The 14,119-nt window shown below is 60.5% G+C and carries 11 protein-coding genes; 1 reads left to right on the top strand and 10 read right to left on the bottom strand.

What is annotated here, in order from left to right:
• Positions 1 to 128 precede the first annotated feature (128 nt).
• From QOM08_RS14005 to QOM08_RS13985, 5 genes are all read right to left on the bottom strand, one after another.
• A complete protein-coding gene (locus QOM08_RS14005; protein WP_139050053.1) occupies positions 129 to 1,550 on the bottom strand; it encodes an efflux transporter outer membrane subunit in 1,422 nt (473 codons plus the stop codon).
• Positions 1,547 to 4,726 (bottom strand): efflux RND transporter permease subunit, encoded by a 3,180-nt coding sequence (locus tag QOM08_RS14000; protein WP_139050054.1) that lies wholly within the window; start codon positions 4,724 to 4,726, stop codon positions 1,547 to 1,549. The genes QOM08_RS14005 and QOM08_RS14000 overlap by 4 nt, the downstream gene beginning before the upstream one ends.
• Positions 4,727 to 4,741: 15 nt before the next feature.
• The gene (gene mexE, locus QOM08_RS13995; RefSeq protein WP_076384609.1) at positions 4,742 to 5,995 is read right to left on the bottom strand and encodes a multidrug efflux RND transporter periplasmic adaptor subunit MexE; all 1,254 of its coding nucleotides are present in this window, start codon (positions 5,993 to 5,995) and stop codon (positions 4,742 to 4,744) included.
• Between the two features lie 208 nt (positions 5,996 to 6,203).
• The gene (locus tag QOM08_RS13990) at positions 6,204 to 6,968 is read right to left on the bottom strand and encodes a substrate-binding periplasmic protein (protein WP_107323274.1); all 765 of its coding nucleotides are present in this window, start codon (positions 6,966 to 6,968) and stop codon (positions 6,204 to 6,206) included.
• 164 nt (positions 6,969 to 7,132) lie between these two features.
• Complete coding sequence (locus QOM08_RS13985) at positions 7,133 to 8,008, bottom strand: LysR family transcriptional regulator (protein ID WP_047229095.1); 876 nt, start codon at positions 8,006 to 8,008, stop codon at positions 7,133 to 7,135.
• 102 nt (positions 8,009 to 8,110) lie between these two features.
• On the opposite strand from QOM08_RS13985, the gene QOM08_RS13980 reads away from it, so the two are divergent.
• On the top strand, positions 8,111 to 8,536 hold the full coding sequence (locus QOM08_RS13980) for a VOC family protein (RefSeq protein WP_316913204.1): 426 nt from the start codon (positions 8,111 to 8,113) through the stop codon (positions 8,534 to 8,536).
• Positions 8,537 to 8,574: 38 nt separating this feature from the next.
• Here the strand turns inward: QOM08_RS13980 and QOM08_RS13975 are convergent, their stop codons facing one another.
• The 5 genes from QOM08_RS13975 to QOM08_RS13955 form a co-directional block, all read right to left on the bottom strand.
• Positions 8,575 to 9,567: a LacI family DNA-binding transcriptional regulator gene (locus QOM08_RS13975; RefSeq protein WP_316913203.1), complete on the bottom strand. Its 993-nt coding sequence runs from the start codon at positions 9,565 to 9,567 to the stop codon at positions 8,575 to 8,577.
• 75 nt (positions 9,568 to 9,642) lie between these two features.
• Entirely contained in the window at positions 9,643 to 11,145 is a 1,503-nt protein-coding gene (locus tag QOM08_RS13970; RefSeq protein ID WP_173406944.1) for a glycoside hydrolase family 32 protein, read from the bottom strand.
• On the bottom strand, positions 11,142 to 12,287 hold the full coding sequence (locus tag QOM08_RS13965) for an ABC transporter ATP-binding protein (protein WP_173406945.1): 1,146 nt from the start codon (positions 12,285 to 12,287) through the stop codon (positions 11,142 to 11,144). Before QOM08_RS13965 ends, QOM08_RS13970 begins: the two co-directional genes overlap by 4 nt.
• Positions 12,288 to 12,314: 27 nt before the next feature.
• On the bottom strand, positions 12,315 to 13,157 hold the full coding sequence (locus tag QOM08_RS13960) for a carbohydrate ABC transporter permease (RefSeq protein ID WP_047226425.1): 843 nt from the start codon (positions 13,155 to 13,157) through the stop codon (positions 12,315 to 12,317).
• Complete coding sequence (locus QOM08_RS13955; RefSeq protein WP_316913202.1) at positions 13,154 to 14,116, bottom strand: sugar ABC transporter permease; 963 nt, start codon at positions 14,114 to 14,116, stop codon at positions 13,154 to 13,156. Before QOM08_RS13955 ends, QOM08_RS13960 begins: the two co-directional genes overlap by 4 nt.
• Positions 14,117 to 14,119: the final 3 nt, after the last annotated feature.

Here is a 14,119-nt window from a genome sequence, read left to right as displayed (position 1 = left end):
ATCGCGAGCAGGCTCGCTCCCACCAGGCGTTTGCGGCAGGCAAAAAAAGCCCCGCGTCCAACATGGGAGGCGGGGCGAAAATTTGGTTGGTTGCGGCCAACCAAAGGAGCTCGGTTGAATAAGGTCGGTCAGTTGCTGGCTACGGCTTCCGGTTGCCAGCCGCCGCCCAGGGCCTTGTAGATCGCGACAATGCCGCGATACAGGTCCACTTCGGCCTGGGCCTGAGTGTCCTCGGCGGCCAGGCGCTCACGTTGGGCATCCAACAGGACGAGGAAATCCTCTGTGCCTTCGCGGTAGCGGATTTCGGCCAAGTCAGCGGCGGCTCGACTCGATTCGCTCTGCCGGATCAGCGAAATCAGGCGTTGTTGGCGCTTGCCGTAGTCGCTGAAGGCATTTTCCGATTCCTCCAGGGCCAGCAGCACTTGCTGTTCGTAGGTCGCCAAGGCGCCGTCCGCCTCAGCGTCGGCACCGCGCAGACGCGCCCGCACACTGCCCAAATCGAAGGCAGCCCAGGTAATGCTTGGCCCCAGCGCCCAGGCATTGGCCGCCGATGAGCCGATCTGCGAACCGCGCCCGGCGGTAAAGCCCAGGAAACCGCTGAGGCTGACCCGTGGGAACAGATCGGCCTTGGCCACGCCAATGCGCGCGGTGGCGGCAGCGAGTTGGCGCTCGGCGCTGAGAATGTCCGGGCGACGTTGCAACAGTTCACCCGGATCGCCAATCGGCAGGGCCTTGGCGATGGCCGGCAGCTGTTTGGGACTCAGGTCCACACTCAGTTTGTCCGGGCGCTCACCCAGCAAGGTAGCGATGCGGTTGCGCTGGCGTACCTGTTCGGCCTGCAACTGCGGCACGCTGGCTTCGACCGAGGCCAGGCGCGCATCGGCGCGGACCACGTCGAGCTGGTCGCCGACGCCGGCATCGCGCAGGCTTTCGGTGATCTTGCGCGACGCCTGCTGGTTCTCAAGGTTCGCCAGGGCGATTTTTTCCCGCAGTTGGGCGCCGCGCAGTTGACCGTAGGCGTCCACCAGTTCGGCGATCATTGTCACCTGCAACTGATAGAGATCGGCTTCGACCGCCTGCTGATCGGCATCGGTGGCTTCCAGGTTGCGCTGGATGCGTCCGAACAGATCCAGCTCCCAGGCCATGTCCAGGCCCAGGTCATAGCGTTCGGTGCTGACCCGGTCGGTGGTCTGCCCCGGAATCTGGCCTTTGCCCAGGTTGCTGCTGGCGCGGCTGGTGATGGTCGGCATGACGTCATTGCTGGCGTCGTCGCGTATCGCTCGGGCTGCTCGCAAACGGGCGAACGCCACGCGTAACTCGCGGTTGCCCTCCAGGGAACGGGTGACCAGTGCGTTGAGCGTCGGGTCTTCGAACTGCTGCCACCAGATCCCTTCGAAACGGGCACGGTCGAAATTCTTCTGGCCGGCGGCACCGTCGGTGGCGGTGGTGATGTTCGCCGCCTCCGTTTGCGGTGCCTTGTAGTCCGGGCCTACGGCGCAAGCACTCAAGGCCAGTACCAGCAGGCTCGGCACAAACACTTTCAAACTCATTGTTGCGCCTCCAGTTTCAACGCCCGGGCCGCTTTGCGGGCCTCGCTGCGCTCGACGAAGTTGCGGATCAGTACATAGAACACTGGCGTGAGCAGCAGACCGAAGAAGGTCACCCCGAGCATGCCCGAGAACACCGCGACACCCATGGCATGGCGCATTTCAGCACCTGCACCGCTGGAGAAGACCAACGGCACCACGCCCATGATGAACGCGAAGGAGGTCATCAGGATCGGCCGCAGACGCAGGCGGCAGGCCTCCAGCACCGCAGCCAGGGGGTTCATGCCCTCAAGCTGTTTATCCTTGGCGAACTCAACGATCAGAATGGCGTTCTTACAGGCAAGCCCCACCAGTACGATCAATCCGATCTGGGTAAAGATGTTGTTGTCGCCGCCGGAAAGAATTACCCCGGTAATGGCCGACAGCAGGGTCATCGGTACGATCAGGATCACCGCCAGCGGCAAGCTCCAGCTTTCGTACTGTGCCGCCAGCACCAGGAACGCCAGCAGGACACAGAGCGGGAACACGAACAGCGCGGTGTTGCCCGAGAGAATCTGCTGGTACGTCAGGTCGGTCCACTCGTAAGTCATGCCGTTGGGCAATTCGTCCTTGAGCAGTTTCTCGATGGCTTTTTCAGCCTGGCCGGAACTGTAGCCCGGGGCAGCGGCACCGTTGATTTCCGCAGTGATGAAGCCGTTGTAGTGCATTACGCGGTCAGGTCCCGAGGTGTCGCTGACCTTGATGAAGGTCGCCAGCGGGATCATCTCGCCACGGTTGTTGCGCACCTTGAGCTGGCCAATCTGGTCCGACTCCAGGCGGAACTGTTGCTCGGCCTGAACGTTGACCTGATAGGTGCGGCCAAAGCGGTTGAAGTCGTTGGCATACAGCGAGCCCAGGTAGATCTGCAGGGTGTCGAAGATGTCACTGACGGCCACGCCGTGGGTCTTGGCTTTTTCACGATCGATGGCGGCATCGACCTGCGGCACGTTCACCGTGTAGCTGGTGAACAGCCCGGCCAGTTCCGGCACGTTGTGGCTCTTGGTGATGATGTTCATGGTTTCTTTGTACAGCTCGTCGTAGCCCAGGTTGCCCCGGTCTTCGATTTGCAGACGGAAACCACCGATCGTGCCCAGGCCCTGTACCGGCGGCGGCGGGAAGATCGCCATGTAGGCTTCCTGGATTTCCGAGTACTGGCCGTTCAAGGCCCCGGCAATGGCCCCGGCAGACATGCTGGGGTCCTTGCGCTCGTCGAAGGGCTTGAGGGTCACGAACACGATGCCGGCGTTCGGGCTATTGGTGAAGCCGTTGATCGACAGGCCAGGAAAGGCCACAGCGCTTTCGACGCCCGGCTGCTTGAGGGCCATGTCCGACATGCGCTTGATCACGTCTTCGGTGCGGTCCAGGCTCGCGGCATCCGGCAGTTGGGCAAAGGCCACCAGGTATTGCTTGTCCTGGCCGGGTACGAAACCGGTCGGGGTGTTGGAGAATCCGAAGAACGTCAGCACCATCAGGCCTGCGTACACCAGCAGGGCGATACCGCTGCTGCGGATCACGCGGCCAACTGTGCCCACGTAGCTGTGACTGGCACGGTCGAAGAAGCGGTTGAACGGACGGAACAGCCAGCCACCGAATATCTTGTCCAGAAACCTGGAAAAACGGTCCTTGGGCGCGTCATGACTCTTGAGCAGCACTGCGGCCAGGGCTGGCGACAGGGTCAGGGAGTTGAATGCCGAGATCACCGTGGAAATGGCAATGGTCAAAGCAAACTGCTTATAGAACTGCCCGGTCAAGCCACTGATGAACGCCGCCGGTACGAATACCGCGCACAACACCAGGGCGGTAGCGATGATCGGGCCGGTCACTTCGCCCATGGCGCGTTTGGTGGCTTCCACCGGAGTCAGTCCCAAGCCGATGTTGCGTTCGACGTTCTCCACCACCACGATGGCGTCGTCCACCACGATACCGATCGCCAGTACCAGCCCGAACAGCGAGAGCGCGTTCAGCGAGAAGCCGAACAGATGCATCACGGCAAACGTACCGATAAGCGACACCGGCACGGCCACCAGCGGAATGATCGAGGCGCGCCAGGTCTGCAGGAACAGGATCACCACCAGCACCACGAGGATCAGCGCTTCGAAGAGGGTGTGAACCACCGCCTCGATGGAGCCGCGCACGAAGATCGTCGGGTCATAGACGATGCTGTAGTCCATCCCCGCAGGGAAGTTCTGCTTGAGTTCGTCCATCTTGGCGCGAACATCGTTGGAAATCTGGATGGCGTTGGAGCCGGGGCGCTGGAAGATAGGGATCGCCACCGCCGGCTGGTTGTCGAGCAATGAGCGCAGGGCGTATTGACTGGAGCCCAACTCCACTCGTGCGATGTCTTTGAGACGGGTGATTTCACCGTTCTCGCCGGAACGGATGATGATGTTTTCGAACTCTTCCTCATTCACCAGGCGTCCCTGGGTGTTGATCGAGAGCTGGAATGCCTGGGCATTGGGTGCCGGAGGCGCGCCCAGGGCCCCGGCGGCGACCTGACGGTTCTGTTCGCGGATGGCGGTGACCACGTCGGTGGCGGTCAGGTTGCGCGAAGCAGTCTTGTTCGGATCAAGCCAGACCCGCAGGGAATAGTCCCCCATGCCGAATAGCTGCACATCACCCACACCGCCCAGGCGCGCCAGCTCATCCTTGATATTGAGCAGGGCATAGTTGGACAGGTAAAGCATGTCGTAGCGCTGGTCCGGCGAGGTCAAGTGCACAACCATGGTCAGGTCGGGCGATGCCTTATCCACCGTGATGCCGATCCGGGTGACTTCTTCCGGCAACTTGGGTTCAGTCCGCGTGACGCGGTTCTGCACCTGCACTTGGGCGTTGTCCAGGTCGGTGCCCAGCGCGAAGGTGATGGTCAGGGTGATCTTGCCATCGGCGGTGGATTGCGAGGACATGTACAGCATGTTCTCGACGCCGGTGATGGCTTGCTCCAGGGGCGCGGCTACGGTTTCGCCGATGACCTTGGGGTTGGCACCCGGGAAGTTGGCGCGCACGACTACAGTCGGCGGCACGACTTCCGGGTACTCGCTGATCGGCAACTGGAACAGTGAGATGGCGCCGGCGATCAGGATCAGCAGCGAAAGCACCGCTGCGAAGATCGGCCGCGAAATGAAGAACTGGGAAAATTTCATCTTGAGTTCAGTCCCTTAACCGCGTGGGGTCGCTGCGGCCAGTTTGCCTGCCGATCCGGAAGCAGCCTTGGCAGGCGCGACTTGGGGCAGGTTGCTGGCTTCGAGCGCTTTTCGTTGTTGTGCCAGGGCGGCAATGGTTTCTTCGCTGGCCATCGGCACGGTTTCAGGCGTGACCGGTGTACCGGGGCGAGCGCGTTGCAGGCCCTTGACGATGATGGTGTCGTCCTTGCTCAAGCCGTTGCGCACGATGCGCAGGCCTTCGATCTTCGGTCCCAGCTCGACAGCGCGGTAGGCCGGCTTATTGTCGGCGTCCATCACCAGCACGAATTTCTTGCCAAGGTCGGTGCCGACGGCTTCGTCGTTGATCAGCACGGCCGAGTAAGTGCCGCTGCCCACCAGTTTCAGCCGGGCATACAGCCCAGGGGTGTAGGCGCCATCCTTGTTGTCGAACACCGCGCGACCACGAATGGTACCGGTCTGTGGATTGACCTGGTTGTCGATGAAATTCATATGGCCCAGGTGCGGATTACCTTCCTCGTTGGACAGGCCCATGTAGACCGGAGTGGCCTGACCACGCTGGCCTTCGCGGGCGAGGCGGGTGTACTTGAGGAAGACGCGCTCGTCGGCATCGAAGTAGGCGTAGACCTTGTCGGTGGACACCACGCTGGTGAGCGGCGTGACATCGGCGGTCACCAGGTTGCCGGCGGTGATGTCCGCCCGGCTGACGCGACCGCTGATAGGCGAAGTGACCCGGGTGAAGCTCAGGTTCAGTTTGGCCAGGTCCAGTTGTGCCTGGATCGCCGCAGCGGCAGCGCGGGCTTCCTGGGCAGCACTGGTACGCGAATCTGCCAGCTCGGCGGAAATGGCATTGCTCAAGCGCAGGCGCTCGCCACGCTTGGCTTCGTTCTCGCTACGGGTAGCCGTCGCTCGGGCCTGGGACAACTGGGCTTCGAGGCGACGCACTTCAGCCTGGAAGGGACGCGGATCGATCTGGAACAACAGGTCGCCTTTCTTGACCAGAGCGCCTTCGGTGAACGCTACGTTATCGATCTGTCCTGAAACGCGGGGTCGGATCTCAACGGTTTCAGGTGCCTCGAGGCGCCCGGTGAATTCGTCCCACTCGTTGACCGGCTGCTCCAGCACCTTGGCCACACTGACTTTGGCCGCCGGCATGGAAGCCGCCGTATCTGGGGTCTTGCCGCATGCACTCATCACCAGCACCGCCATCAGTGCCAGGGGAAAGCGCAATTTTGAAAGTGAATATTCCATGGATAGCATCCGCCAAGAGTATTGAGATGGGCGGATGATGCGTGGGGAGGCGGTGAGGCACGAATCGAATGAAGCAAAGGTAACTATCATTCGGAATGATATAAGACATCGCCCAGCGCTCTAGCTGAGGGCTTTCGTTAGGCGGCTATCAATTGCGTTGATGTCCCTTCAGGTTGCCAGATGCACCGAATTACCTGCGTGAAGAACGCTACTGCGGCAGATAGCGGTCATGGATGCGCTGGATTTCGCCGCTGGCGCGAAGGCTTTCAACGGCCGCCCGCAGCTTCTTGACCATTTTCGGGGAGCACCGTTTGGAGCAGGCCAGATAGAGATCGGCACTGCTATTGACCGGGCTCATGAGCAGTTCGCGCTTGGACACCTTGGGCCAGATATACCGACTCTCAGGGACGCCGTTGAACCAAGCGTCGATACGTCCCATCAAGAGCATCTGGGCGGGGTTGTCGCCAATGACCAGCGGGTAGATCTGCTCATCGCTGAACCCTTCGGTGCGCAGGATCTCCTGCTGCGCACTTCCCAGGCCGACGCCAATCTTGCGGTACGTTTGCCGGGCTTCGGCGAAACTGCTCACTTGCCGGTCGAGGGTGAAGAAGGCGCGTTCCATGGGCATGACCGAAGCGATCCAGGTAAAGCGATCCTCGCGTTCCGGCGTGCGCGACAGGGGCGCGATCAGGTGATTGCGCTGTTCGCTGACGTGCTTCTGTGAGCGGGCCCAGGGAAGGATATGGAACTGCACGGTATACCCGGCCTTGGTCATGGCCGCTACAGCAACATCGCCGACAATTCCGTGCCCCTTGGGGTCATCGACAAACGTCAACGGCGGCGCGTCCAGAATGTGCAGTTCAATCGTCAAAGGTGCGGCGTAGGCGCTACAGACAATCAGCGTCGGCAGCACCAGGCATAGGCGCGAGAGTGCTTTGGTACGGCCTTCCAATACGCGTTTGATCCGGCTCATGATCGATACTTCAGGCATTGAAAGTGATGCGCCATTCCAAACCCACGGCGCCAGAAACATCATCCTGCGATGTTCACCACGGCTTTTTTATTATTGCCTATCAACGCTGTCGGCCTGACTGCGTGTATCTGAAGGTATAGATCATTCGGTCGACAAAAGCTTTTTTACTCAGAACCGGTACTGGCTTGTTCGGCAATCAGTTGAGCCAAAGTCCGCACCGGTTCGGTGAGGCTTTGTCCCGACCGATGCACCAGTCCGATATCCCGATGGAAGGTGTGCTGACCAAGGTCCAGGGCTCTGACACCCGCCGGCCAGTCATGGGCCGATGTTTGCGGGACCAATGCCACTCCCACACCGTTTTCAACCAGCTTGATGATGGCCTCCAGTTCATCCAGTTCACACACCTCGCGCACGGTGAAATGCATTTGCCGCAGGAAACGATCCACCTGCCGGCCACCGAATGAAGCACGGTCATATCGAATGAATGGAAGGCTGGAAAGGAGTGTCGCCCAATCTTCCCCCGGCACTTCGCGGGCAACGATCAATCGATACGGCTCAAGTGTCAGGGTCGTCCAGCGCAGGTCGCTCTGAAGCGAGAAGGGCGGACGGATGATGGCCGCCATGTCGATTTCGCCAGCGTCCACCAGATTGACCAGCTCCATCGACAGCCCCGGCAGCACCCGAGTACGGCACTGAGGGCATTGCTGATGGAACCTGGCCAAAGCGTCCGGCAAATAGGAACGCTGAACGGACGCAATGGCGCCGATGTTCACCAGGACATTGGTCGCAAGTTCGGCGGTGCCACAGCCCAGATTGTCGTAGAGGCGCAGCAACTCTTGTGCCTGCAAGAGCACTTGGTGCCCCTTGCGGTTGAGGTGCGCCGAGCGTCCTTTCCTGTCGAATATTTCGAAGCCAAGCTGCGCCTCCAGACGCTGGATTTGCGCGCTCACGGCGGCCTGTGTGAGGCCGATCCTGTTCCCGGCCGCAGCGAAAGTGCCTTCCCGTGCGACGGCGAGGAGCGTCTTGAGTTCTTTAATCATTCACAAATATTAATTGTGTTTCTAAGCAATATATATTGATTTTTCCGCCTGTAGCGCCGCTCTACGATGGCCTCACCCAAAAAGCACAAAAAAGGAGTCCTGATGAACCTCTCTCCCTTCCACTTGGCAATCCCGGTTTACGACCTCGCTGGCGCACGCACCTTTTATGGTGAAGTGTTTGGACTGCAAGAGGGGCGCTCCAGCGCCCAGTGGGTCGATTTCAACTTTTACGGCCACCAGTTGGTGATCCATGAGCAGCCAAAAACCGCGGCTCAGGAAAGCGTTCACAGCAACCCGGTGGACGGCCATGACGTACCTGTTCCTCATTTCGGCGTTATTTTGGGCTGGGAGGAATGGGAAGCACTGGCCGAACGCTTGAAGTCCTTCGGTACCCAGTTTGTGATTGAACCCTACATTCGCTTCAAGGGGCAGGTGGGTGAGCAGGCGACGATGTTCCTGTTCGACCCTTGCGGTAACGCGCTTGAATTCAAGGCGTTCAAGGATATGAGCCAGCTCTTTGCCAAGTGATAGAAGTAAAGGCCCGAGGTGAGATTTTCCTACTGAGTCTATAACGACGCTCTGATCACCAATGGGCAATCTACCGGCTGGGCGCCCGACACATCGAGGTTCTCGATCAGGTGCCGGGCAGCCCTGCGACCGATCTCGTAGTACGGCAGTTGGACCGTGGTCAGTGGCGGCATGAACAGCTCGGCGATGCCGATCATGTTGTCATAGCCGAGCACCGCAACATCGCTGGGAATCTTCAGGCCACGGCCCAACAACAACTGATAGGCACAGAAGGCGATACGGTCGTTACCGCAGATCAGAATGTCGAACTGCGGACGCCCCTCGATGATGTGCCGGTCGAGAATGGCTGCGGTTTCACCGTAGGCATCGTGATCGGAAAGGTCGTATTGCAGAAGTGCTTCAGGCGCCAGCCCAAAGGCCTGGCAGGCACGTTGCAAACCTTCTTGTCGCAGGCTCCAGGCAAGGCTCTGTTTTGGCAGATTGATACACAGAGGGCGCCGATAGCCTTGGCTCAAGGCGTGATGCACCGCTCGATGCTGCCCCGTTTCATCGTCGGGCACATAGCTGACCAGGCGAGTGTCATCGGCCAGGCAATTGGCGAGTACCAGTGGTTTGCTTTTCAGGCGCTCGGGGATGCTCACCTGGCGCAATCCCATGGCACTGAAGATCAACCCGTCGGGACGGTGCGACATCATCAGGTCGATGTTCTGGTCGGTGGGCGGGTTGCTCAACAGGTTGAGGATAAACACATTCCAACCGGCTTGCTGCGCGGTCTGCTCGATGGACAGCAACAGCTCGACTGCGAAAGGTGTGGTCGCGGTATCCAGTGCGAACACACCGATGGTTCGCGCCTGGAGATTGTCCCCGCGCATCCTGCGCGCCGAAAGGCTCGGTACGAATTGCAGTTCGTCAATGGCGCGACGCACCCGCTGAAGGGTTTCGGGGCTCAGTTTTTCCGGATTGTTGAGCGCTCGAGAAACCGTCATCAGGGACACGCCGGCCAGCTGTGCAACGTCTTTCACTGAAGTCATGCGAGGTGCGGCCAGTCAGGTTGACGCCGAATCATGACACAGGCTCCGCGCTTGTCGCGACTCGAATGACATTGCTCATAGCCATGCGGAAGCCAGCGGCCATGCATTACCAATGGAGACGCGTCCGCCAGCCCCGCTTGCCAATAGTTTTACCCCCAGGCTGTCGGGCCGCGGATAGACGCGGCTGCTGAGGCTGAAGCGGCCGTCTTGCTCAAACACCTCGATGGACGAACGATCCAGAAACACCCGCAGGTGCAAGGACTTCTGGGCGTGGTCTATCGCCACGCTGCGCTGACCGCTCACCTGCGCGCCCGAACGACTGCGATCCAGTACCAGGCGCTGCAGCGAAGCGTCGTAATAGAGCAGGGTTTGTTCGTCGCCCTCGGCACTGCAACGCAAGGCGATACCCAGGTGACCTTCGGCGCAGCCGAGCAAATCCAGATGCACATGGAGCTCGAGCCTGTCGCCATTGACCTGTGGCACCCATTCGTAGCCCGGTCCAACCCACGCAGAGGTGTGCGGCAGCGGTGCCTTGCGTAAAGCGGTCAATTCCCGGGCCGGAAACACCCTGAGGCGGTCGGCATGCAACTGCAGTTCCCGGGGTAGGCCGAGCATGCCGCACCAGTGATGGGCCTGGCTCGGCATCGGACTTTCCCACATGTCGAGCCACGCCCACACCAGGCGCCGACCGTCAGCAGCCACCAGCGTTTGCGCAGCATAGAAGTCATGGCCGTTATCCAGCTCGATAAACGGGTCGCCGCTGAAGTGCCATTGGCTGTCGAGTTGCCCCACGCGATAACCGGTCTGGTACTTGTTGAGCCGCTCGTAACCCTCGGGGCGCATGCCCTGGGGGGAGTACAGCAGCACGTCGCGCCCATCGAGGCGAAACAGGTCCGGGCACTCCCACATATAGCCATCGCCCTCGTTGCCGCGGGCTACATAGTCAAGGAACTCCCAGGCGCGCAGATCGATGGAGCGGTACAAGGGGAGTAAAGGCGTATCGCCCAGGCGTGCGCCGGCAATCAGGTACCAATAGTCGTTGTCCTTCCAGACCTTGGGATCACGAAAATGCATGATCGTGTCTTGCGGTGCGGTCTCGATGACGACACCCTGCTTGACGAACCGGACGCCGTCGACGCTGGTGGCAAGACACTGGACCTGGCGAATCTGGCGTTCGTCACCCACTTCCCCCAGCCAGGTGTGCCCGGTGTAGATCAACGCCAACGTGTCGCCACACACCACCGCACTGCCGGAAAAACACCCGTCGCGGTCAAAGTCATCGCCTGGCGCCAGTGCGATGGGCAGGTGCTGCCAATGGACCAGGTCAGCACTCTTGGCATGCCCCCAATACATCGGGCCCCATTTCGCGTCGAAGGGGTGATGTTGATAAAACACGTGATACTCGCCGCGAAAGTACACCACTCCGTTAGGGTCGTTCATCCAGCCTGCGGGCGGGGCAAGATGATAGTCGGGGCGATAGTCATCGGTGACGCGAGACAGGCCGGCGCTCAGCGCCTGTTGTGCAAGCTCAAGGGTCGCGGACATTGGAGCGTTCATGGGATTCACACACACGGTCATAGGGCGCCTGCTCGTACCGAGCGCTGGGCAATGTCATCCAACGGGGTTTCGAGGGATTGTGGGTGGCGCCTCAAGGCCGTGCCGTCGGCATCGAACAGGTGCAGATTGTCGATCTCTACCTGCAGTTCGACCCGATCACCCACTCGCCACCCGGCGTGGACCTCACAGCGACAGATCATCGGCTCATCCTGACCGGTATCGAGGTGCACATAGGTTTCGCTGCCCAGGTATTCGACCCCGATCACGGCGATGCCGGCTGTGCCCTGTGCCGCCTTGAGTGCTACATGTTCCGGTCGAATCCCCAGGCTCAGTTGGCTGTTCGCCGCCAGGCTTGAGCTGTCAAAGGGCAGGGTGGTCCTGCCCAATACCAGGCTTTCCACCAGGCTGCTTGCGCCTGGCGTATGCAGGAACGCTGCAAGAAAGTTCATCCTTGGCGAGCCGAGGAAACCGGCGACAAAACGAGTCGCCGGGCGTTCGTAGAGTTCTCGCGGCGAGCCAACCTGCTCGATACGTCCGCCATTGAGCACGACAATCTTGTCGGCCAGGGTCATCGCTTCAACCTGATCGTGGGTCACGTAGATCATGGTCGTGCCCAGTCGGGCATGCAGCCTGGCGATTTCATTGCGCATTTGCACGCGCAAAGAGGCGTCCAGATTGGACAGCGGCTCATCGAACAACAAGATGTCCGGTTCCCGTGCCATAGCCCTGCCCATGGCCACCCGCTGACGTTGGCCACCCGATAATTCCTTGGGTTTGCGTTGCAGCAGTTTGTCCAACTGCAGGATTTGCGCGGTTTTCAGCACGCGCTCGCGCAGGCTGGTTTTTTCGGTCTTGGCCAACTTGAGACCAAAACTGATGTTGTCGTAGACGTTCATGTGCGGGTAGAGGGCATAGGACTGAAACACCATGCCGACGCCACGCTCGCGCGGCTCCAGGTCATTGACCCGGCGCCCGTCGATCAACAGGTCGCCGGCGCAGATGGAATCCAGCCCGGCGATCAGTCGCAACAGGGTGGATTTTCCGCAGCCCGAGGGGCCGACGAACACCACGAATTCACCGGCGGCGATTTCCAGGCTGACGTCGCGAAGAATGCGCATGCCGCCCAATTGTTTGTTCACGTTGTCTAGCTTCAACTTGATCACGATGCTGTTCCTTGTCTTTGTTGGGCATCAACCCTTTAACGCACCGGTAGTGAGACCGGAAACGATTCGGCGCTGGAAGATCAGCACCAGAATCACCAGTGGGACGGTGACCAGCACCGAAGCGGCCATCAACAGCCCCCAAGGCAACTCATGGGAGCTGCCGCCGGAAATCAGGGCGATGGCTACCGGCACCGTGCGCTGCGTGTCGGTGAGGGTGAAGGTCAGGGCAAACAGGAACTCGTTCCACGCAGCAATGAAAGCCAGCAGGCCGGTGGTGACCAGCGCAGGCCAGAGCAGCGGCAATAACACGCGGGTCAGGGTGACCCAGGGCGAAGCACCGTCCATGATCGCCGCCTCCTCCAGCTCATGGGGCAGTTGGCCCATGAACGTGGTCAGCACCCAGACGGTGAAGGGCAGGGTGAAGATCGTGTAGCTCAGGATCAGCGCCCAGGGCGTGTTGTACAGGCCCAGGGCACGGATCACCTCGAACAGCCCTGACAGCACCGCGACCTGGGGAAACATCGACACGCCCAGAACCATTATCAACACCGCGCCGCGTCCACGAAACTTCACCCGGCCCAAGGCATAGGCGGCGGTCAGGCTGAGGAACAGCGCCAGCGCGACCACACTCAGGGCAACCACCAGCGAGTTACCGATTGCCCGCAGGAACGAGGCCTGGTGGAGCACGGCGGCATAGTTGGAGAAGTCGGGGTTGTCGACCCAGTAGCTCACCTGGAACAAGGCACTGGACGGCTTCAGCGACGTCACGATGGCGTAGTAGAAAGGGAACACCGCATACAGCAGCAAAATCGCGATCAGGCACCAGAATCCGACGCGCAACAGCGCTTTTTTCAGTAGGCGCGGGCTCATGAGCGAACCTCCATTTTACGGCGTCCGAGGTACAGATAAATCATGGCGATGACTGCGACGACCAGAAACAGCAAGGTCGAGGCCGCGCTGCCGTAGCCGACGTCCTGAAACTCCATCAGATGCTGGCGGGCGTACACCGACATGCTCATGGTGCTCGACGAGTTGGAGGTCAGCACATAGATGACGTCAAACACCCGCAACGAATCGAGGATGCGGAAAATCGCCGCCACCAGCAGCGCAGGCATCAGCAGCGGCAGGGTGACTCGCCAGAACACCTTCAGCGGGTGAATGCCATCGACGCGGGCGGCTTCGTAGCAATCGCCCGGCAACATCTGCAAGGCCGCCAGCATCAGCAGCGTGACGAACGGGACGGTCTTCCAGACGTCGACGATGATCACGGCCCACATCGACAAGTCGGCGTCTGCCGTCCAGGCCAGGGGCGCGTCAATCAGGCCGACACCCAGCATCAGATGATTGATGATGCCGAACTGGTCGTTGAGCATCCAAGACCAGATTTTCGCCGAGACAATGGTGGGGATCGCCCAGGGAATCAGAATCAATGCCCGCACCAAGGCGCGCCCGGTGAACTTGACGTTCAGCAGCAGCGCCACCAACAGCCCCAGCACCATTTCCAACCCCACTGAGACCACAGTGAAATGCAGGGTGTTGCGCACCGCGTTCCACCATTGTGGATCGACCAGGATGCCTGACCAACCGGTGCTGCTGTGCAGCAGATAATTGCTCAGGCCGATAAAACTTGCGTCACCGGTGTCCGCCAGGCTGGCGTCGGTCAGGCTGAACCAGAATGTACGCAGCAGCGGCCAGGCCGCCACCAGGGCCAGACACAGCAGCATCGGAGTCAGGAACAGCCAGGCGGCGCGAACCCGGCGGCGTTGTACCGGCGTTTCCAGGGCGGGCAGCAGCTCGTCACCGGACGCCAGGGTAGTGGAGACAGACATGGT

Source organism: Pseudomonas sp. P105 (assembly GCF_032614175.1).
GTDB classification, from domain to species: domain Bacteria; phylum Pseudomonadota; class Gammaproteobacteria; order Pseudomonadales; family Pseudomonadaceae; genus Aquipseudomonas; species Aquipseudomonas rhizophila.
The sequence above is the reverse complement of the archived record's forward strand: the minus strand, read 5'-3'. Positions and strand labels throughout refer to the sequence as shown.

Coding starts and splice junctions, on each gene's coding strand:
- QOM08_RS14005 (WP_139050053.1), bottom strand. CDS start 1,550: ATGAGTTTGAAAGTGTTTGTGCCGAGCCTGCTGGTACTGGCCTTGAGT.
- QOM08_RS14000 (WP_139050054.1), bottom strand. CDS start 4,726: ATGAAATTTTCCCAGTTCTTCATTTCGCGGCCGATCTTCGCAGCGGTG.
- mexE (WP_076384609.1), bottom strand. CDS start 5,995: ATGGAATATTCACTTTCAAAATTGCGCTTTCCCCTGGCACTGATGGCG.
- QOM08_RS13990 (WP_107323274.1), bottom strand. CDS start 6,968: ATGAGCCGGATCAAACGCGTATTGGAAGGCCGTACCAAAGCACTCTCG.
- QOM08_RS13985 (WP_047229095.1), bottom strand. CDS start 8,008: ATGATTAAAGAACTCAAGACGCTCCTCGCCGTCGCACGGGAAGGCACT.
- QOM08_RS13980 (WP_316913204.1), top strand. CDS start 8,111: ATGAACCTCTCTCCCTTCCACTTGGCAATCCCGGTTTACGACCTCGCT.
- QOM08_RS13975 (WP_316913203.1), bottom strand. CDS start 9,567: ATGACTTCAGTGAAAGACGTTGCACAGCTGGCCGGCGTGTCCCTGATG.
- QOM08_RS13970 (WP_173406944.1), bottom strand. CDS start 11,145: ATGACCGTGTGTGTGAATCCCATGAACGCTCCAATGTCCGCGACCCTT.
- QOM08_RS13960 (WP_047226425.1), bottom strand. CDS start 13,157: ATGAGCCCGCGCCTACTGAAAAAAGCGCTGTTGCGCGTCGGATTCTGG.
- QOM08_RS13955 (WP_316913202.1), bottom strand. CDS start 14,116: ATGTCTGTCTCCACTACCCTGGCGTCCGGTGACGAGCTGCTGCCCGCC.